This is a genomic window from Lysinibacillus sp. DFXJR4 (assembly GCF_057196045.1).
In genome coordinates this window covers 93,340-114,188 of the sequence record NZ_JBXUNW010000012.1, presented here as the reverse complement: position 1 = coordinate 114,188, position 20,849 = coordinate 93,340, and the positions used below count along the sequence as shown (strand labels likewise).

The window sequence follows — 20,849 nt, the reverse complement described above, 5'->3', positions numbered from 1 at the left end:
AATTTAAGCTCATTATAATGACTTTCACTTCGGCTGAGGCTTTCCTAGTGACGTTCGATTATCCTCTTCGCTTACGTTTCGGGAAATTTATAGTAAAGCTCACATAAAAAGCGTATCCGAAAACCAGAATACGCTCTTTATCTTTTAAGCATTTTTCTTCGTTCTTGTTGTACGTTTCCTTGGTGCTGGTTTCTTTGTTTTATCTAATGAGGCCTGAAGTGCTGTCATAAGGTCTGTAACATTATCAGGAACTGGGCGATTATCGCTCGCCGAAATTGTACTTGTTGCTTTTTTCTCCTCTATCAGCTCCATTAGGGCATTTCGGTAGTCATCTGTGTATTTATCAGGATTAAACTCTGTAGTTAATTGCTCTACCAGCATGAGGGCAGTTTCCAGCTCTTTTGGTACAACTGTTTGTTCACTTGGAATATTTGGTACATCGCTTACACTTCTAACCTCATCGGGATAATGGATGGTTTCCATTACTAAGGCATTTTGATAAACGCGGACAACGGCCAACTGCTCCTTAGAGCGAATAATAATTTTGGCTACACCAATCTTGCCGGATTGCTCCAATGTTTGACGTAATAGGGCATAGGCCTTACTACCAGTAGTGTCCGGGGATAAAAAATAAGTGCGTTCAAAATAAATCGGATCAATCTCCGTTAATTTGACAAAATCAATAATTTCTACGGCCTTATCTTCATTTTCCTTGCGTAAGTTTTCCAATTCTTCTTGATCTAAAACGACAAATTTATTTTTTGCATATTCATAGGCCTTGACGATATCTTCTTCTTTTACTTCTTGATTACAGCCTTCACAAACTTTTTTATAGCTGATAGGCGTATGACATTCTTTATGAAGCTGGCGTAATTTAATATCTTTATTTTCCGTTGCAGCATGTAGCTTCACTGGTATATTGACAAGACCAAATGAAATGCTACCTTTCCACACTGTATGCATTGATGTCACCTCGTTTTTCTTACTATGCTATATTTTCATTATTTTTATGTATCTTAAATGAAAATCAACAAAAACTGTTGGAAAAAGCAAATGAGGTGATTTTATTGAAACCAATGCTTTTAACAGAGACACTTGACATACCTGAAGGAGATGAATGGCTTTATGAAACAAAATATGATGGTTTTAGATGTCTATTAGAATGGGTCGAACAGCCAATGCTTATAAGCAGAAATGGCAATAATTTAAATCATTTATTTCCTGAGATTATTGCTTTTTGTCAGCACATTTCAGACCAAGTGAGGCCCTTTTTACCATTATTACTTGATGGAGAGCTAGTTTATTTAATCAATAATTATAAAAGTGAATTCTCGATTGTCCAAAAAAGAGGGAGGATGCAAAACGAAGGGGTGATTGCTGAACATGCAAACTCATTTCCTATCCATTTTATTGTGTTTGATGTACTAATTTATCAAGGCGCGTCACTAACAAATCGTTATTTAAAAACACGAAAACAACAGCTTATTAACCTTTTTATGACTTTAAAGCTTCCCTTAACGATAAACTATGAGAATAAGCATTCATTGCAAGCAATCGCTAGTACTGAGCAATATCAGTCTCTTTGGCATGCCATAAAAGTGAACAATGGTGAGGGCTTGGTGGCTAAGAAAAAAACGAGTAAATGGATGGAGGACACACGATCTTCACATTGGCTAAAAATTAAAAATTGGCATTTCGTAGCCGTTATCGTTACACATTACAATCATAGTAATGGTTATTTTCATGGGGCTGTGTACCTGCAGCAACAATTAGTAGAGATCGTCAACTTTAGGCATGGCATGACAGAGGAGGAACATAAGACCCTTGTTGCTTTTTTTCAAGCAAATGGTCAACGAAATAATGAAATTTGGCAGTTAGAGCCTTCTATTTGTGTAGATATCGCTTGTATTGATTTTGATGGTACTAAGCTACGAGAACCAAGATTCTCTAAATTTCGCTTAGAGCTTGCACCAGAGGATTGTCAATGGCAGCATATGCTACGACAGTTGTTTCCAATACCAGAGACAGTAAGCATAACACATCCAGATAAGCCTGTATGGCCAGCGATTGGGATGAACAAGGATAATTATTTGCATTATTTACAAATGATTTCACCATATATTTTACCATTTCTGCATAATCGCCCGCTAACATTAATTCGTTTTCCACATGGGGCTCCTGGTGAAAGCTTCTATCAGAAGAGTAGTCCTGAGAAAATACCTGAATTTGTGTCAACAGGGTGGATGGATGAAATTAATTATCTAGTATGTAATAATCTTGAAACTTTATTGTGGCTCGGCAATCAACTTGCGTTAGAGTTCCACATTCCATTTCAAACATTGCAAACAATACATCCGACGGAGATTGTTTTTGATTTAGATCCTCCTTCAGTGGAGTATTTCTCACTGGCCATGAAGGGGGCACTTGATTTAAAGGAGATTATTGACTTTTTTAAGCTACAATCTTTTGTTAAAACATCAGGAGGTAAAGGCTTACAGCTCTATATTCCATTACCTGAAAACGTATTTTCCTATGATGAGGTGAGAATATTTACGGAATTTGTCTGTAAGTTTCTATGTGAGCAAAAACCGGATTTATATACAATAGAGCGATTAAAGAAAAATAGACATCAAAAATTGTATTTAGATTATATACAGCATGCGGAAGGAAAGACGATTATCGCTCCCTATTCCACACGTGGAAATGACAAAGGGCTAGTAGCAACACCGTTATATTGGGAAGAGGTTCAGCCACAGCTAACACCGGATCTTTTTACAATTCCTGCTGTGTTGGAGCGTATGAAAAAAGTAGGGAACCCTTTTAAGTATTTTCGTCAGATTGGGGAAAATCAGGATTTTCAATCAGTTTTAGATCATTTAAAAAATTCCTAATAGGATTTATACTAAGAAGTTAAAGCATCGGTGAGAGATCCGATGCTTTAGCCATTTAAATCAGAACTGCTGTACTTTTACTTTTGCAAGGTAATCCAGAATTCCCATAGAGGAAACAATTGTATCAAACGGAATGGTTTCATATACAGGGTGACTTGCTGGTATGCCATTTTCCTGAAGATAGTTAAATAAAAGCTCTTTTAAACGTGCATCTAAATAATGGACTTGTTCTTGGAAAATGCTTGATACCTTACTTGCTTTTTCTCCCTCAGCTAGAAACAGTGGTGTCCAGTAGCGTACTTGGCGATAGGCTTCCTGTGGATTTTTATATGCACCATAGTGTCCAAAATACAATTCACTGGCATTCAGTCTTTCATATAGCTGGATGGATTGCTCCATTGTCTCAGGGTTATATTGATTAGGTGAGGTTGATGGGATGATTACATCAATCGCTTCACCATCCATTTCGGGATAACGGACACCTGTTGTATCGCCTACAAACAGGCCATTTGTTGCGGAATAAAGCATGGAAACATGATGTTTTGAATGGCCCTCTGTATGAAAGAAAGTTAGCTTGTGCTGACCCAATATTAATTCTTGCTCATGCTCAATTTCTTTTATTCGATTTGCATCGATTGGGACAATTGGGTCGAAAAGACGCTCAAACTCCTCTCCATAAACACTCTTTGCACTTGCTATTAGTCGACTAGGATCAACCATATGAGATACACCTCGTGGATGTACAACGAATATGGCATTTGGACAGCTTTGTAAAAATAGCCCTGCTCCACCAGCATGATCTAAATGGATATGCGTGACAATTACGTAGTCGATGTCCTCTAATGCTATATTTAATTCATCCAACCCATCTATTATATATGGCACAGACGGGCTGGCAGACGTTTCAATTAGAGCAATTTTTTCATCAATTAGTAAATAAGAGCTTGTACGCTGTTCTCGACTTAAATCATGTGTATCAATACAAAAAAAATTTGGCGCTATCTGTTGGACTCTAGACAATCTAATTTCTCCCTTCGGATTCAAATTTGTACAAAATATTCTCTTGTAGGAATTTTTTAGCTACAAAAAGTAGTAGTTATACTATATAATAATAGAAAACTAAACTGAATGTCCATTCATTTTTTAGGGGGATTAATTAATGGAGAGAAGGATTCGCTATGACACACGAAAGGTTCATCGGGTTAATTTAGCTATTATTTCAATTTTGGCCATTCTAATTTGTGGACCCATGATTTTTTCAAAGGGTATTATGTTCTTATTTATTGGACTTACTGTTATTGCATTCGCGATAGGAAATTATTTTTTACCTATTAAAACATATGTCAAAGGCTTTATTTTTGGTATGATTCCTTCAAGCGTAGTTTTTACATTATTTTTAGTCGATAGCTTTTCATTAAATAAACATTATATTTTACTTTGTACAGTAGCCATTATTGCTCTATATTTTAAAAAGGAACTAATTGTATTTTTTGGTGTACTAACAAATATAAGCTTTGTCTTCTTGTATATTGCCAATTCTAAATCATTGCTAGGACCCTTTGATGATATTATCGTTTTTATTACGCTATTAGCCATTATGAATGGGGTTATCATTGCCTTTTTTTTAATTGCCAAGTGGGGCAATGAATTGATTGAACATGCAGCAATTCAGCAAAATGAAGTAAAAGCATCCTTAGAGCAGCTACAGAAAACATTTCAGGAGATAGAAAATAGTAGCCAAGCATTGGACGAGCATGTTACACAATTCCAACATACAATGCAGAGAATATCAACGTCGAGTAAGCAGATCCTCTTAGCTACCGAGGATATTTCTGCAAGTATTCAGCAAGAGTCCTCAAGCCTACAAATGATTCATGGAACGATGAAGGAATCTGTCCATTTTGTCAACGAAACATTTTCTATTTCCAAGGAAACCGTCTCTAAATCTACAGATCTTCAAGAGGAGGTTTTAGCAGGATGGGAGAAAATGCAGGATGCAATGGCACAAATGGAGGTTATGAGTCATGCAATAGGCTCTACTGCAGAAACTGTCAATGAGTTACAGCTAAGTCTGCAAACGGTAGACAGCTTGTTACAGGGAATTCAGCATATTGCAGAACAAACAAATCTATTGGCTCTTAATGCAGCAATTGAAGCGGCAAGAGCAGGAGAGCATGGTAAAGGCTTCGCTATCGTTGCCGATGAAGTACGGAAATTAGCAGAAGAAAGTGCAGCCATAACAGTAAGCATTACGGAAGTGACAAAAACATTGTTTGCAAAATCTACAGAGGCGCACCAACGCTCAGATGCAGGCGAAAAGGCATTACATCATGGGGAGATACTGTTACGGGATGTCAGCAATTTCTTGAATGTTTTAAAAGATTCTTTTGCGATTACAAATACGGATTTAACTAGAGGGATGTCTGAATTAAGTAGTGCCATTTCACAGTTTGATAAAATACAGTCACAAATAGAAAAACTTAATGAAATGACTGAGCAAAACGCAAATTCTACTGGTGAAATTCTACTTTCCGTAGAGGATGAAAACAGCATGCTAGAAATGATGACGAACACTACAAATCATATACAAACATTAAGTAATACCTTAAAGTTGCTTGTTACAAATAAGGAAGAAAGATATTCATAGAAAGAAAATAAACACAGGGGATAAAGATATTTTTCTCCTGTGTTTTTATTTGATTTAAATACCGAATAAATATGATGGTTTAAGTATCTGTGAATAAGCCAATCCTGAAAGTAAAAGGAGTGGTTTGTGTGGAAAACAGATTTTTTATTGGTATTATAAATGGCTTTATTTTAAGTGCAATTTTGTGGATTTCAATTTTTGGGTGGATTCGAATAATTAAATATTTATTATAGGGTAGTATTTAAAACGAAAAAGCTGCTGTTAATGTTAAACGGTTAAATGAAAAAGAATAGCTAGTCGAAGTCAATACTCACTACATTAGAGGACCCCATACAAATGCATGCTATTTTTGTAAACGTTAAGTGCTGGATTTACATACATAAAATTTTTTCTCTGTTGAGTATGCAGAGAGGAGGGATTATCGTAAATAGTACAAGTTCCACAATTTTGGAAAAGAATCGAAATTTATTCAGATTTTGTATAGAGCAATCTGCTAATCTATTCATGTCGAGGAATGCGAAAGCAAACCAACACGCACAAATAGACCAGGCTCTCAATTTTTTTAGTAGAGCCTGGTCTTTCCAATATTTTTAATGAATTTAAAATTTTATAGAGATCAAATCAATTGGAAGTGATCGTCTATTTCCTCCTTCATTGCTTTTAATTTAGCCTTGTGTTTAGCCTTTGGAATCGAGTGATACTGCTCATATCGACACATTCTACATGAACAGTGAATTTTGCCTTTGCTTAATTTGCCGCGTACTGGCATGTAATTTCTCTCTAGTAAAAATACATTTTTTAAAGTGGCCCATTTTTTTCGAATTATTCGCTCTCTTTGGTGGCGAATATAGGCTTTTGATCGATTTTTCATAAACTATCAGCTCCCTTGAGAAACCCAAGCTTGCAGGGAAAGTCAAGGGATTTAATAGCACTCCCTACAAGCTTGGTATTGAGCTGATAGAATGGATGAATTGACGCATATTATTATTCCTTTTTATAAAATTATCCAAGAGTAGTGAATTCTTATAATCAATGCTAAATGAAAAGTTGTACTTATACTAGATTCTACGATTTATGATCGCGTTCCAATCTTTTCATTTCTTCTGCTACTGCACATGCGTTCAAATCATTTTCCTCATATAGATGATGGATAATATTTGAATAATCTTCTTTATTTCGATTCTGGCTTAATTTATATGCAGCTTGTATTTCTTGTACTTTAACCTTTACACCAACAATTCCTTTTATTTCTTGTTCTAATAATTGGGGAGAAAGTGTATCCCATAATACGGGATGCTCACGATGTTTTTCATATTTCTCAAGTAAATTTGACAAATCTCTTTCGAGCTCTTTGCCTTCAAAGGTTTCAGCATTTCCATATACATGTACTGATTGGTAGTTCCATGTTGGAACATTTTCTTGTTCATACCAAGAAGACGAGATATAGGCATGAGACCCCTGGAACATAACTAGTACCTCATCTATCTCTTGAAAAGTTCTCCATTGAGGATTTCCATATGCTAAATGCCCTGTGAGGTAATAATCATCACCTTGTTTGCTGAGAAGCAGTGGTAAATGGGTAGCAATGGGTCTACCTTTTTTTATAGAAACTATTGTAGCAAAAGCGTTTAAACGAATAAATTTTTTAATTTCCTCTACGTCGGTTACTTTGTAATATTTAGGAATAAACATAGAAATCGCCCTCTCTCTGATTTTTTAGTGAAATGCCTTAAAACCTTTACATTTTACATCTCACAATATAGATTTAATTATAATCATTCATTGGCACCTATCAAAGTGCCAATAATGTTATTTTTAAAGGAGCCAATAAAATGATTGAAATAACCCCAATTTTACATAAAGATGGTCCGCTGTATCTTCAGCTATACAAATTTATCAAAAATGAAATTCAAGTAGGGAATATTCGTGCAAATAGTAAATTGCCATCTCAACGAAACTTAGCTAAACATCTAAATATAAGTCGAAACACTGTTGACGCTGCCTATCAGCAACTTATCGCAGAGGGCTATGTTATTAGTAAAGAAAGAGATGGAATATATGTGGTGGAATTAGAAAAGGATTTCTTTCTAAAGAATAATCAAATAGATAATGATATTTTGGCAGCTAGCTCTAATCAAGAGTTGGAAGATGTAAAAGTAAAATACGATTTTAATTATGGTGATATTAATTTAAAGGATTTCCCCTATAAAATATGGCGGAAATTAAGTTTACAAAGTTTAAATGAAGAACATGGTTATTTATATTTGTATGGAGATCCTCAAGGAGAGTCTGAATTAAGAAATTCAATCTCTCAACATCTTTATCAGGCTAGAGGTGTAAGTTGTTCCGCAGAGCAAATTATTGTGGGAGCTGGATTACAATATCTCACTGGACTCCTATGTAATTTGATTGGAAGAGATGTTGTCTATGGTATGGAAGATCCCGGATATTATCGGGTTCGGTATTTGTTTGAGGATAGTGGTATACATATTCAGCCAATACCTCTTGATAATAGTGGCATTAGTGTTTATCATCTTAAAAAAAGTAAAGTAAAGGCTGTCTATGTAACACCCTCTCATCAATTTCCAACAGGAATTGTTATGCCCATTACCAGAAGGATGGAATTATTGGAATGGGCCAGAGAAGAGAACGCTTATATAATCGAGGATGATTATGATGGTGAGTTTAGATATAGCGGAAAGCCTATACCTGCTCTTCATGGATTAGATAGCTATGAAAATGTAGTGTACATGGGTACATTTTCGAAATCATTAATTCCTTCTATTAAATTAAGCTATATGGTTTTACCAATGGAGTTAATTAATCTTTATAAAAAGAACAATTTCTATGTTCAAACTGTGTCAAGGCTCCATCAGCATACTTTAAGATTATTTATGGAAAGTGGCCATTGGGAAAGGCATCTAAATAAATCAAGAAATATTTACAAGGGAAGACATCTTGCCTTATTAAATGCAATTCATCAAGTGATGAACGATGATGTCAAGGTATATGGCTCTGGTTCCGGTTTGCATATCCTTCTTGAACCGAACAATCATATGACAGAAAAACAGCTTATTCAAACGGCCCGAGAGCAAGGGGTCATCATCTATCCTACTTCAGTTTTTTATGCCAACCCTCAAAAAAATCAATCAGCTAAAGTATTACTTGGTTTTGCAAATTTAGATGAAGCTTCTATTTTTAAAGGGATTGAGCTTTTAAATATAGCGTGGTTTGAATAGTAGTTGATTGTCAGTCAAAATTGGGAGCTGTATCAAACAGCTCCTTACTAATCATCAAAATTCCAAACGCATGGTATGGTTCATATCTTTAAAACCATGTTTTTCATATAAAGAAATAGCACCAGTATTTTCAGCTAATACGCTGAGCTCCAAGTAATCTAAATTGCGATCTTGAGCCCAATTTTTCGCTTCTAATAGCAAAGCTGAACCAATTCCTTGATTCTGAAAGGATTTTCCAACAATGACATCAGTAATAAAGGCATATTTATGTTGAACTAGACATGAATATGGGGGAGTAGTTGTTTCTTGAACAAGTAGAAAGCCGGCTACCTGAGTATTTATCTCGGCTATTAGGATATCTGATCCCTTTTCATTAATTGTATTTTTAATAAACTCGACATCTTGTTTTGCAGGCTTCCAATAGTTAGGTTGTAAGATAGACATTTCTAAAAATAGTTCTTGGTATAAAATTTCAATTTGTTCAATTTCATCTACTGTTGCTATCTTTATCTTCATGTTATACCTCCATTAAGTTTTTAATAACTTCAAGTAATATTTTAGATTATTGGTTGATTTATAGATATAAAATTTCAATATGATAAGTAATTAATATAAATATTATACTCCTCAAGGTTTTGCCTACTATATAATCTCCAGTAGGATTAAATTTTTTGATATTTGGTACGATATTTGTGAAGAAATGTATTTTGCTGATTTTTCTAATAATAACTTATTAATACAAGAAAAATTATTGCTAGAGTATTCCTTTTATCGAAAATCCAATTTTTTATGTTAGACTAATACGAAAACAAGGGTGATACATATGATTCAATATCCATTTTTAGAAAAGGAGATAACAATTGGAGTTACAGCACCTTCTTCTGGAGTACCCACTGAACTGCATGAATTATTGAAAACGGCATGTAATCGTTTAAAGAGGAAAGGCTATTCTGTGATTTGTGGAGATACTGCTTGGACTCAAGATAAAGCAAAATCTGCACCTGCATCAAAGCGTGCTGAAGAGTTTAATGAAATGATGATGAATGATGATATTCATATTATTATTCCACCATGGGGAGGGGAGCTACTTATTGAAACTCTTGAATTTATTGACTTTGATAATATTCAAACGAAATGGATTTTAGGTTACTCAGATATTAGTCTTTTATTGTTGGCGATCACATTAAAAACAGGTATTGCTACTGCACATGGAACAAATTATATAGATTTAAGAGGCGAGTATTCTGATAATAAGACAGCAATGTGGGAGTCAGTTCTTTCTCTGAAAAAAGGGGAATCGATACTACAACTTTCGTCAGAGCAATATCAAAAGGAATGGCAGTTTGATCAACCCACTCCATATGTTTTTCATTTCACAGAAAAAACTGAATGGAAATCAATTTCAAATAATCTTGTTCAAATACAGGGGCGTTTACTTGGTGGATGTATTGATACTATTAGACATTTAATTGGGACAAGATTTGGTGAGGTTCAAAACTTTAAAGAAAATTATATTAAAGATGAACCTATTTTATGGTTTCTAGAAAATTGCGAATTATCAACGACCGATTTACGTAGATCCCTTGTACAAATGAAATTGGCTGGATGGTTTACTAATTGTTCGGGTATTATGTTTGGCAGAAGCCAGGCAAATACCACAGTAGGAAATTATACAGTTGAAGATGTTTACAAGGAGCTAGCTATGGAGCTTCAAGTACCCATAATTTATGATATTGACTGTGGACATGTGCCCCCACAAATAACATTTATAAACGGAGCATATGCAGAAGTGGAATTGTGCAGTGGGAAAGGGAGGATTTCACAATATTTTATATGATACATGCTCTATAAATGTGGATATGAAGCGATTTCAGAGGGGTTAGTACTATACCATATACCACTTCACAGATTTTAAGGAACAGGGAGAGCTAATAGAGAAGAAGCGGTATAGATCAAAAACAGAATCTAGCCGCTTCTTTTTATATAACTGATATTGTTATTTTGGAAAAAATGTAAAATCAAATTAAAATGTTAAAAGTGGTGCTGCAAATGATGATTGTATTAAACTCGGAATTGAGATGCCAGGTCTCTTAATTCCTCTGCCAAGTTTGCAAGTGCATTAGCAGATGATGAAATTTCCTCCATTGATGCCATTTGTTCTTCAGTTGTAGCAGACATACTCTCTGCTCCAATAGTAGTAGATTTAGTTATGGAGTGTATTGTATTCATACTACCAACAATTTCCTGAGTTCCCGCAGCCATTTCCTCGACTGCTGCCGACACTTCTTCTACCTGTGTTGTAACACTTTGAATTGCATTTTGAATTGAAGCGAAAGTTGTACGTGTATTTTCCGTTGTTTTAATCCCTTCTGTCACTTCCGATGTTACTAACTTCATTGATTCAACAGCCCTAAGCGTATCTTTCTGTGTCTCAGAAATCAACACTTCAATTTGGTTTGAAGAAACAGCAGACTGCTCTGCTAGTTTTCTAACCTCATCTGCAACGACAGCAAAGCCTTTCCCATGCTCGCCAGCACGTGCAGCTTCAATTGCGGCGTTCAGGGCAAGAAGATTAGTTTGTTCAGCGATTGCTGTAATTGAATCAATAATTTGACCAATTTTATTTGAACGTTGTCCTAACAAGTCCACAATTTCAGATAACCCTTTTACACGATCTGTGATGTCCTTCATTTGTTGATTCATTTGATTCGCGGCATTTATACCATTTATTACCAGGGATAATGAATCCCCTGAAAGTTCACTTACAGCTTGAGCATTTCCAGCCACTTGTTGAACACCTGTTGACAGTTCATTGACGGTATTGAATGTGTTAGAAACATTATTGAGTTGCTCTACTGATCCTTGAGCGATGGTTTCCATTGTATTTGCAACCAATTCTGTTGCTTTTGAAGTTTCTGCTGCATTAACATTCAATTCTTCAGATGCTGCAGCGACATGATTAGCAGTTTCAGTGACTTTCGTTACTGTATTATTAATATTATTTATCATTGTATTAAATGATTGGGTTAATTGACCAATTTCATCCTTTGATGAATAGGTACCCTCCACAGTCAAATCGCCATCGCCAACCTTTAACATATTAGCCTGCAATTCTTTAACTGGATTTACAATTAAACGTGCAATCCATGTTGCCAATGTAATAAAGAAAATAACGGCCAAAACAGAGAGAATGATAGTCATCATCATAGTAGTGAATAGACTTTGTTCATTTTCTTTATTAAGCTTATCGGCATCCTCAGAACATAGAGTCATAAGATTACGTGCATCATTTGCCATATTCTCACTAAAATTAGCTAAGGTTGTAATGAACATAGAATAGGCTTCGATGTTTTGGTTCTGACCAGCCAAATCAATAACTTCTTCCATGGCATTAAAATAACCATCGACATTGAATTTAAGAGATTCTAACAGTTTTTGTTCATCTTCATTTCCATTGTAAGAGGCCTCGAATTTCACGATTGAGTCTTTAATAGTTTCAGACCTCTTTGAGATGTTTGTTTGTAGGTCGGCATTACGATCTGCATCCGTTGTAATCATGAGCTCTAAAACGAAAGAACCCATCGCACGAATGTCAGTTCGAATTTCACCTATGTATTGAATTGGCAAAAGTGACTCGTTGTACATCTTGCTGGATTTATCCGCCATATCCTTTATGTAGAAAAAACCAACTCCTGAAATAAGTAGCAGAAAAATAACCGCAGATGTAATAAGTGTTAGCATTTTCTTTCCAATTGATAAGTTTTTCAAAAATTTATCCTCCTATAGGCCCAACTATCTTCAAAAATTATTGTGAAAAAAAAGTATAACTTTGAATATATTGAGTAAATCTGATTTAGTAATAATATACTACATCTAAATCTATTATAAGAGAAGAGTAAATTGCGAAATTTTTATTACGAAAATTAAGGATTACTGGCAATGATGTTTACTGAAGGAAAGAAAGCCTTAATTGGAATTGAAAAACTAAACAAAATACAAACTATGTATTTCTAGATTCGTTAGAAAAATAATAATAAAGAGGGGATGTTCGGAAAGGTTGCTTCTTCGATTTAGATAGTAAAAAAACAAAATCTGGTCTTATAATGAAGAAAGGAGTTGAATAGAAGAATAGGTGATTATGTAGTAAAAATAGAGCAATTTAATATTGATTTTAATTGTAATAAAATGACTCCTATTAAGTAAAAACACTTTCTATAACATACTTAATTTTAATCGCTTAAACAAGTGATAGCTAGGCTGTATTCGTTTTTTTGCTATGCCTAGCTTATGTTAGTTTGACTTCATATTGACATATTTACTTTATTTTGAGGCGACAGTTTTGTAGTAACATGATGATATAAAGTTATAGGAGGTATACCATGCCTGATTTTTTGCTTGTGCTTTTCTTATTTAACCTATCTTTATTTCTTTTGCATGAAATGGATGCCATAAGGCGCTCAGAATGGCGATTGTTTATTGTACTGAAAGATATGGAGGACTCTAAAGCATATAAAGTTTTCACGTTTCTTCATCTTTTTTTATATGTAATAATTTTTTCTTTACTATTCAGCGAGTACCAGATAATTGTGTTTTGGTTCCTAGATTTATTCTTTATTATCCATGCAATCTTACATTTATTTTTCGAAAAACACCCTCGAAATGAATTTAAAAATACATTTTCAAGAGCCATAATTTATCCAATGGGGATTCTTGCAGTTGTACATTTCTTGTTTTTAATTAATAGGTAATTTTTTTAAAAGTCACATCTTACTTGGTGTGGTTTTTTATAACTTTAAAAGGGAGAAAGAAATCGAAAGTAGACGTACATGGAGGTAAGGGAATCTTACATGCTTCTTAATGTCAATTGGCAAGCATCTGAAATTATTGAGCACAACCTAATCAAGAGGTTTCTTTTGAATATGCTTTGACAGGAATATTCCCTATGGGTTATATTAATAACAGGTGATAATGCCTGTGCGATGTAGATGATATTATACAGGCGACCATCATATGACGAGGTGAGCAACATGTCAGGGAAAATTCCAGGCGTAAATATATCGACATTAAGCGCTTTGTCTGAAACAAACCGTATAAATATTGTCGAACTCTTGCGCCAGGGTCCTCTAACCGTGGGTGAAATCGCCGACCAGCTGGAATTGAGGCAGCCCCAAACTTCAAAGCATCTAAAGGTTCTTAGCGATAATGGGATTGTGGAGGTGCAGGCTGAAGCTAACCGCCGAATCTACAAGCTCCGACCTGAGCCATTCCAAGAGCTGGATTCATGGATACAGTCCTTCCAGTGTGTAATGCAGGAAAGATACGATAACCTAGATGCATATTTGAAGGAATTGCAGAAAAAAGAAAGATCATAAAACCATTTCATGATTAAAGGAGGAAGTTCAATGTCAAGCAATTCAATGGTATCTAGGGTAGAAAATGATTGTGTACTTATACTAGAGCGCGTTTTTGATGCTCCACGTGATTTCTTATTCAAAATGTTTAAAGAGCCAGAGCACCTGAAACGCTGGTGGGGGCCGAAGGGATGGGAAGTTCCTGTTTGCACCGTTGATTTCCGTCCAGGAGGCGTTTGGCACTACTGCATGAAATGTGTCGATCCAAACCAAGGTCAATTTTTTGGTATGGAATCGTGGGGCAAAGGGATTTATAAGGAGATTATTGAGCCAGAGAAAATTAGCTATACTGATTACTTTTCAGATGCTGAAGGAAATTTGAATGATTCCATGCCATCGACCGAGATGACATTGGAATTCATCGATTTTAATGGCAAGACTAAGCTGATAAACCGTGCAGAATACGTGTCTGCCGAGGCACTTAAGACTGTTATGGATATGGGCATGTTACAAGGAATTACAGAAACTTGGGATCGTTTAGATGAGATTATTCAGTCACTGAAGTAAATTATCAAAAAAGTGTAGCCTGAAAACTTTAATGTTTTTGCGCAAAAGATTTCGATAAATTATAATTTTGCAGGTAATTTAAAACACTTTGCAGTAAGTAATAGAAAAAATAAATTTACGAGTGCGATGCTTGAATAAAAGCATCGCCTTTTATAGTTAAATAATCACCTGTATTAGAACCTCTCAGGTTTATCAAGGCATTCATATTCTAATATGTACTATCTTTTACTAATAAAGTAGAAAATTGATGATTATCAAAGAAAAAAGGAAACCACTAGTTATCTGGTTTCCTTTGATAGATATTTTAAACAAAGCAAGCGAGAGTAGTTTTATCACTATTAGGAGTACTAATTCCAAGTAGCCAATCATCTATCAACGCTAAGTGTTTATCTAAAACTTTATCAGAGTATCTACTCCATAACTCTTTTGTAAATCTAATGTGGGTTTCGTTTAGAGTGAAATCAACCTGTCTTACGGTATTTTTACCACCACTATAAAGCATTGTAACTGAACTTGAATAAATACAAAATTCAATTTCTTCATCTTTGCACACAATAACATTTTGAGCAAATATATTTTCTGTATTGGCTTGATTTGATCTTGAAGAGGCAGCTTCTGCTAAAGCTTGTAAACTATTTTTAATTTTCTCTTTATCTTTTTCTGTGATGCCATCATATAAATTACTGATTTCCTCAATAGCTGTCTTCCAGTTAGAAGTTCGTTTTGTGTATTTTTTTTCATAGTTGCTTTTTAAGTGCATTAAAGGATTTTGCAACACCTTCGTAATATATTGGTTGTATGCAATAACTCTTGCTTTTTTAGTTTCATCATTTTCTTGATCAGTGGGCAAAGCCGGGTTGTAATTGGAAACTATTCTTGCAATATCAAGTATAGTTGTTAATCCAACAATCGGACTTACTTGAGCAGATTCTTTGACCTCATTACTAAAACGACCGTATGTTTGCAGTGCATTTTTTACATTATTATTGGCATCGATAGCTTCGTTTTGTGTGTTACCAATAATTAAACCTCCACTTATAGTATCTTGGACAGGTGCTGCATCTAATAGAGAGGAAGTAAGGTCGAAAGAAAGTGGTGTTTGAATATTTTGATGAAGGGAAACATCATTTACTGTTAACCAGCTTTCCATCTGTAAATCTTGATTTGACATAATATAAGCCTCCTAAAAAAATTGTTTTTGGAATTAACAAAACCATATTTATAAATTCCATAATTGGTAATATAAACTATTAAGGTTAAAATTAGGTTAAAAAATTCAAAAAATAAAAAATTTATTTATTTGTAAGTATAGGATGGAAAAACTGAACTATTTTTGTTCGCTTTATAAAATGAGGAGGATGAATTTTTTAACTAAACAAATTATCTCAATAACTAATAAAACCAAAGCAATTCAATCTTGGGTTGCAAAAAGAAATTTAAAAGTGCATTCCTCAACTTCGTCATTGCCATAATTAGATACATAGAACAAAAACAAAAGTCCTACTGCTTTAAATAAGTCCAGTAAACAAACGCTTCTGTTGAGAATTTTAAACAAGAGGGGGAATGTAAAAGTAGATGAAATATATAAGCTTTTTATGATGATAGATATAGAAGCAACAGTAAAAAGCTCGTCCAATTAAAATCAATATTCCAGTATCCAACTACTTTACTGAATTTGCACTCGTTAAATCTATTAGCTTAAAATAAGTAATTAAAGTACGATAAAATTTATATCCAAAATCAAGATGGTAGATGCACAAGTTGGTAATTTTAACGTCTACACCTATTGCTTCTGGGGATTTTGTCTTGTTCAAGCGCATAAGAGGCAATGGAAAAAAACGAGGAATGACGACAATGGAAGTAATCAAGTACAAGTAATGTTTTATCTAAAGCTCCCAAGATACTACATTTTCAGTAATAAAGCTTGCTCTTTCTTCAACGTTCAATTTAGGTACTTCAATAAGTTCATATCCAAGATGTTTATATGTTTCAAACATGATTTTATAGGTTGCTACAGCTTCCTCAAAATCCTGTTTTCTTTCAGAATCAGTTTTGTATATATCTTTCCAAGGGGGTAAAATAAACACTCTCTTGTTATACATGTACTTCCTAGTTGCTGACTCAAGTTTCTTAGAAATTGGAAGATTAATCAATTGAGTATAAGCAAGAGTATCTGGAATGCCTCTATCAAAAAATAAAGGCTTATTTTGAGGGTTCGACAATGCTGAAATAAAACTTTCTATTGATCGATCTAACATTAAATCACGATATTTTTTTACATTTTTCCAAGGTAACGCATCACCCATGGAAGAAACTTGTGTTTGAATAATTTCTCTTGCAACTTCAGGGATATATTTATAGTTATTTTCCTGTAATTCATCTAACAAAGTTGTTTTACCAGAACCTGGACCTCCGGTAATAATGATAAAATCACCTCTAAATAAATGATTATCAATCATTTTCTGATTCCCTCCTAGATATTTACTTTATTATAATAATAGAGTAGATCCAATCTTTCTTATAAAAGATACGACTAAACTACATTCACTTCGCAGGTGTGCATTTTTTTTATTTAACCTCTTTCAACTACTACAAATTTTCTTGATTTTTTGGAGAAGAGAAAGCCGTAATATTCTAATCAGCTTCTGCTTTTTTAATTTAATGACTTTACCTTTAATCCCAACAAAGAAGCAAAACCAATAGCTTGTTCAGTGGAAACCTCACACCCATTCAAACTTTCTATGGTTACATTAAGTTTTTCAAAATTACATGTACTAATATCAATTCCCTTTAAAGATGTCTGAGAAAAATCAACATCATTAATATCACTTTCATAAAATTTCACCTTATTAAGTGAACAATCATAAAAATTTGCACTCTGTAATATTGAATTGTCAAATATCACCTGCTTGAAACGGGTTACGGCAAAATTGCATAGATTTGCAATACAATTTTCAAAAGAAACGTTTCCAAGATTAGCTTCAGAAAAGTCAGATCCTAATAATTTGCAGTTTTTGAAATTAACTCTATGTATGATCCCTTCACTTAAGTTTGCATTAGATAGATCACAGTTTTCAAAAATTACATCAGTTAAATCAATTTTTCTAAAAGAAACATCAATGAATTTTGCATTTTTAAAGATAACTTTAGATACAACTAATTTTTCAACAACTTCTTTATCAATTACTGTATCGGCAATTATACAATATGATAAATATGGGTCTTCATCATAAAAAATATCTTGAAAATTAGCTTTTTCTAGATCAGAAAAGATTTTTGGTAATTCAATTTTGAAACTCTGTGACATATTAGCACCCCTTACAAAAAGTTAGTAATATTATATACGTTAATTTTAGATAAAAAGAATAAAATGAAAAGACTTTCATATTAAGTAAAAGTATGTACACTATGAAGAAAAACACTAAAAAAGGGTCACCCAGCTAGGAAGTGACCCTTAAATCAGAAATGTTAATATCCTCCACTCATAAATGTAGCGCCGACAATAATTAAAAGTATAAATAGAACAACAATTAAGGCAAATGATGAACCATAACCGCCGCCGTAATTGCCGCAGTTATTAATGCCACCAACATTTCCACCATAGTATCCCATAAAGTATCCCTCCTTTCTACATTTATAATATGTTAGTTGTAGGGAATGAGTGGGGTGTTAAACCATTAAAAGCTATCCATATTTATATTTTTGTTAGATGGAAAATAAAAGTAGAAGTGAGTTTAAGTTGAATTGTAAATTCGAATAGCTTTTTGAATTCTATTATAGAGTAATTTTGATCCCTATGTATTAACTGATGAAGTGGCTGAGAGGCTGCTTCTATTTTTGCCATTTTAAAGATTATAGCTTCTTCAGCCCAATGTGAACAAAATCATATTTAAAACATATATGACATATGGTTAGTATTTTAGGTATTATTAAGGTGTAAAAGATGTTTTACACCTCGAAATATGAAGGTGGTTGTTGAATGAAAAATAATATAAAGGAACTTAGAGAACAATGTAATATTTCTCAAGGAAAATTAGCAGAACGTTGTGATGTAACTAGACAAACAATTAATGCAATAGAGAATAACAAATATGACCCGAGTTTAAAATTAGCTTTTGATATTGCAAGAGTATTAGGGGTCATTATGGAAGAATTATTTATACCGTATGGGTATGGGGAGAAATGAAATGGATAAATCAAAAAAATTAGTCGGTATAATTGTTTTGATAGTATTTTGTACATTCGTAAGCTACACCTTATACAAATGGTTACGTTTTGGTACTATTGATGGGGGTTCTATCATTTTTAGTTTTATTGCATTATCTTATCTTTTAAATTGGTTAAATTGGGGTGACCATAATGGCGCAAAAGACAAAGATGAATTAGAAAGGCATATTGAAACTCAAAGCGCAAAGGTTGGGTATTATGTTTTAATGATTATGGCATGTCTTATATTATTTATTTCAGAGGGTGTATCTAATTTAAATGACATGAAGAATTATCCTTTACTCTTAGTAGTTGGTCTTACATTTGTTACTTCACCAATAATAGAATTTATTTATTCAAGAAAATTTAAAAATTGAGTTAAAAAATAGAATGGCCCAGATACTCCAATAATTTGAGTCTGGGCCTTTACTAAATTTAGGATATGCACTCCCGTATTTATTACTTGCTAGCTTGAATTAATGTGAACCAATCATTTCCATTAAACTTTCCAGAAACATTGTATATTGGCTGGTAGAAGCCTTTTGTGTCATACATATGCGAAAGTTCAATCGATTCTATTTCAATTTGGTCTCCTTTTTTTATAACAAGATCTTCCTCCTGTACAAGTGCGTTATATTTTATTTGAGGGAATTCGCCATTCTTTATTCGTTCATACACCTCTGCAGGAGACAATATATCTACTTCTCGTATAAATTGATTTTCATGAAGACTATAGGCTAACGTATAAACACGGCCATCTTGTTTTAGGCCGAGCTCAATATCCCCAGTCCAATAATCTCTTTTTAAATCGGGACGATCAGGTAAATTCCATTCAAATTCGCCATTTTCCTGTACAGTTAATTCTGCATCTTGCGGTAGTATAGAAAGTTTGTCCATTAGTGATTTTGCCTTTTCTTCTTGCACAATAACTGAAGTTTGCTCTGGCGTATAATTGTTATCTGTTAACCACCATTGTCCTTCTGCATCATTTTTCGTCAATGTATAGGGGATTCCATCTTTACCCTCCACTAAAATCTCACCACTGTCCATATCATCCTGTGGATTTACCTGAGATAATCCTAATTTCTGTTGTAATAGGTCTTCTACGTCTTCATTTTTTATGATTTTCTTATATACTGGAGCAACTGTTGGTGCTGAGCTTAATTCCAATGAGGTTGATACTTTCACATCTGACATATTTGATTTTGTATAGGCATTTATGGCTAAATGACCAAACTCCTTTTGGGTGTAGACAATATTCATACACAAAAAAATCAAACCCATCGATAGAGGTATAGCAAGGTTTCCAATCAGACTTTTCATGTTTATTTTTTTGTTATGCGTAATGGAGGCAGCTAATCTGTATAACTGATAACCAAAAATACCACCAAGTGAGTTGTTCATTAAATCATCAAGCTCAAAAATCCCTGCTCCCGTTAGTGTTTGATACGTTTCAATTGACACTGTAGCACCTACAACTACAAGAAGAAGCCACTTAAATTCTTTAAATTTAGCGATAAGTAAAGGCAATAAGATTCCAAGTGGAACAAACATTAATATATTAAATAGACAATTTTGGAGATCTCTTAAAGAGTATTTTTTCCAGGCGTCAATATAACCACTGAATGGTTGAAGATTCATTTGCATGTAATGGGAAGTGCCACGACCAATAATCGTTAGCTCCAACACAAAAACAATATATCCAACGAAGATTGCACCAAGAATAAGCTTCTTTATAGGGATCTGTTTTTTGTCTAATTGTCGTTTTCGATAAAAGTAATAAAGTGCAATGAGTAAGAACTCTACACCAATAATAATAATTACTGGTAACATTAAAAAACGAATATTGCTAATAATTTCTGTAATACCCAAGATGAATTGCTCCTTTTTTCTACTGGTCATTGTCAAACGCTACATATCATAAGAGACCAACTAAATGTTTTTATTT

Annotated in this window: 20 protein-coding genes; 9 read left to right on the top strand and 11 right to left on the bottom strand. The window is 33.9% G+C overall.

Annotated elements, in window-relative coordinates; all coding sequences use genetic code 11:
- Positions 1 to 144: 144 nt before the first annotated feature.
- Entirely contained in the window at positions 145 to 963 is an 819-nt protein-coding gene (gene ku / locus AC2CGN_RS19295; protein ID WP_286924295.1) for a non-homologous end joining protein Ku, read from the bottom strand.
- A 104-nt stretch (positions 964 to 1,067) separates the two neighbouring features.
- Here ku and AC2CGN_RS19290 point away from each other — a divergent pair, with 104 nt between their 5' ends.
- Entirely contained in the window at positions 1,068 to 2,891 is a 1,824-nt protein-coding gene (locus AC2CGN_RS19290) for a DNA ligase D (RefSeq protein WP_484515639.1), read from the top strand.
- Between the two features lie 60 nt (positions 2,892 to 2,951).
- On the opposite strand, the gene AC2CGN_RS19285 is transcribed toward AC2CGN_RS19290, so the two are convergent.
- A complete protein-coding gene (locus tag AC2CGN_RS19285) occupies positions 2,952 to 3,911 on the bottom strand; it encodes an MBL fold metallo-hydrolase (RefSeq protein ID WP_484515637.1) in 960 nt (319 codons plus the stop codon).
- Positions 3,912 to 4,050: 139 nt separating this feature from the next.
- Between AC2CGN_RS19285 and AC2CGN_RS19280 the strand changes: the two genes are divergently transcribed.
- A complete protein-coding gene (locus AC2CGN_RS19280; RefSeq protein WP_286924298.1) occupies positions 4,051 to 5,538 on the top strand; it encodes a methyl-accepting chemotaxis protein in 1,488 nt (495 codons plus the stop codon).
- Between the two features lie 616 nt (positions 5,539 to 6,154).
- On the opposite strand, the gene AC2CGN_RS19275 is transcribed toward AC2CGN_RS19280, so the two are convergent.
- Both AC2CGN_RS19275 and AC2CGN_RS19270 read right to left on the bottom strand, forming a co-directional pair.
- Positions 6,155 to 6,409 carry a hypothetical protein gene (locus AC2CGN_RS19275; protein WP_286924299.1) on the bottom strand — a complete coding sequence of 85 codons (255 nt, stop codon included), beginning with the start codon at positions 6,407 to 6,409 and terminating at the stop codon, positions 6,155 to 6,157.
- Positions 6,410 to 6,603: 194 nt separating this feature from the next.
- Entirely contained in the window at positions 6,604 to 7,230 is a 627-nt protein-coding gene (locus AC2CGN_RS19270) for an FMN-binding negative transcriptional regulator (RefSeq protein WP_484515634.1), read from the bottom strand.
- A 140-nt stretch (positions 7,231 to 7,370) separates the two neighbouring features.
- On the opposite strand from AC2CGN_RS19270, the gene pdxR reads away from it, so the two are divergent.
- Positions 7,371 to 8,777, top strand: a complete 1,407-nt coding sequence (gene pdxR / locus AC2CGN_RS19265; protein WP_484515632.1) for a MocR-like pyridoxine biosynthesis transcription factor PdxR — start codon at positions 7,371 to 7,373, stop codon at positions 8,775 to 8,777.
- 54 nt (positions 8,778 to 8,831) lie between these two features.
- Here the strand turns inward: pdxR and AC2CGN_RS19260 are convergent, their stop codons facing one another.
- Complete coding sequence (locus AC2CGN_RS19260; RefSeq protein ID WP_429981966.1) at positions 8,832 to 9,293, bottom strand: GNAT family N-acetyltransferase; 462 nt, start codon at positions 9,291 to 9,293, stop codon at positions 8,832 to 8,834.
- Positions 9,294 to 9,600: 307 nt separating this feature from the next.
- Here AC2CGN_RS19260 and AC2CGN_RS19255 point away from each other — a divergent pair, with 307 nt between their 5' ends.
- Positions 9,601 to 10,614, top strand: a complete 1,014-nt coding sequence (locus tag AC2CGN_RS19255) for a S66 family peptidase (RefSeq protein ID WP_484515629.1) — start codon at positions 9,601 to 9,603, stop codon at positions 10,612 to 10,614.
- 224 nt (positions 10,615 to 10,838) lie between these two features.
- Here AC2CGN_RS19255 and AC2CGN_RS19250 read toward each other — a convergent pair whose 3' ends face one another.
- A complete protein-coding gene (locus AC2CGN_RS19250) occupies positions 10,839 to 12,545 on the bottom strand; it encodes a methyl-accepting chemotaxis protein (RefSeq protein ID WP_484515627.1) in 1,707 nt (568 codons plus the stop codon).
- Between the two features lie 611 nt (positions 12,546 to 13,156).
- Here AC2CGN_RS19250 and AC2CGN_RS19245 point away from each other — a divergent pair.
- From AC2CGN_RS19245 to AC2CGN_RS19235, 3 genes are all read left to right on the top strand, one after another.
- The gene (locus AC2CGN_RS19245; RefSeq protein ID WP_429981963.1) at positions 13,157 to 13,525 is read left to right on the top strand and encodes a DUF6713 family protein; all 369 of its coding nucleotides are present in this window, start codon (positions 13,157 to 13,159) and stop codon (positions 13,523 to 13,525) included.
- A 279-nt stretch (positions 13,526 to 13,804) separates the two neighbouring features.
- Positions 13,805 to 14,149, top strand: a complete 345-nt coding sequence (locus tag AC2CGN_RS19240) for an ArsR/SmtB family transcription factor (RefSeq protein WP_429981962.1) — start codon at positions 13,805 to 13,807, stop codon at positions 14,147 to 14,149.
- Positions 14,150 to 14,179: 30 nt separating this feature from the next.
- Complete coding sequence (locus AC2CGN_RS19235; protein ID WP_429981961.1) at positions 14,180 to 14,695, top strand: SRPBCC domain-containing protein; 516 nt, start codon at positions 14,180 to 14,182, stop codon at positions 14,693 to 14,695.
- A 304-nt stretch (positions 14,696 to 14,999) separates the two neighbouring features.
- On the opposite strand, the gene AC2CGN_RS19230 is transcribed toward AC2CGN_RS19235, so the two are convergent.
- The 4 genes from AC2CGN_RS19230 to AC2CGN_RS19215 form a co-directional block, all read right to left on the bottom strand.
- Positions 15,000 to 15,866 (bottom strand): hypothetical protein, encoded by an 867-nt coding sequence (locus AC2CGN_RS19230; protein WP_484515624.1) that lies wholly within the window; start codon positions 15,864 to 15,866, stop codon positions 15,000 to 15,002.
- A 715-nt stretch (positions 15,867 to 16,581) separates the two neighbouring features.
- A complete protein-coding gene (locus AC2CGN_RS19225) occupies positions 16,582 to 17,154 on the bottom strand; it encodes an AAA family ATPase (protein ID WP_484515622.1) in 573 nt (190 codons plus the stop codon).
- Positions 17,155 to 17,348: 194 nt separating this feature from the next.
- A complete protein-coding gene (locus tag AC2CGN_RS19220; protein WP_484515620.1) occupies positions 17,349 to 18,002 on the bottom strand; it encodes a pentapeptide repeat-containing protein in 654 nt (217 codons plus the stop codon).
- 161 nt (positions 18,003 to 18,163) lie between these two features.
- Entirely contained in the window at positions 18,164 to 18,307 is a 144-nt protein-coding gene (locus AC2CGN_RS19215; protein WP_484515618.1) for a YjcZ family sporulation protein, read from the bottom strand.
- Between the two features lie 367 nt (positions 18,308 to 18,674).
- Here AC2CGN_RS19215 and AC2CGN_RS19210 point away from each other — a divergent pair, with 367 nt between their 5' ends.
- Both AC2CGN_RS19210 and AC2CGN_RS19205 read left to right on the top strand, forming a co-directional pair.
- Positions 18,675 to 18,881, top strand: a complete 207-nt coding sequence (locus AC2CGN_RS19210; RefSeq protein ID WP_484515616.1) for a helix-turn-helix transcriptional regulator — start codon at positions 18,675 to 18,677, stop codon at positions 18,879 to 18,881.
- Position 18,882: 1 nt separating this feature from the next.
- Positions 18,883 to 19,278 carry a DUF2178 domain-containing protein gene (locus AC2CGN_RS19205; protein WP_429987460.1) on the top strand — a complete coding sequence of 132 codons (396 nt, stop codon included), beginning with the start codon at positions 18,883 to 18,885 and terminating at the stop codon, positions 19,276 to 19,278.
- A gap of 82 nt (positions 19,279 to 19,360) precedes the next feature.
- Here the strand turns inward: AC2CGN_RS19205 and AC2CGN_RS19200 are convergent, their stop codons facing one another.
- Positions 19,361 to 20,773, bottom strand: coding sequence for a VanZ family protein (locus AC2CGN_RS19200; RefSeq protein WP_484515614.1), 1,413 nt, complete (start codon positions 20,771 to 20,773; stop codon positions 19,361 to 19,363).
- Between the last annotated feature and the right edge of the window lie 76 nt (positions 20,774 to 20,849).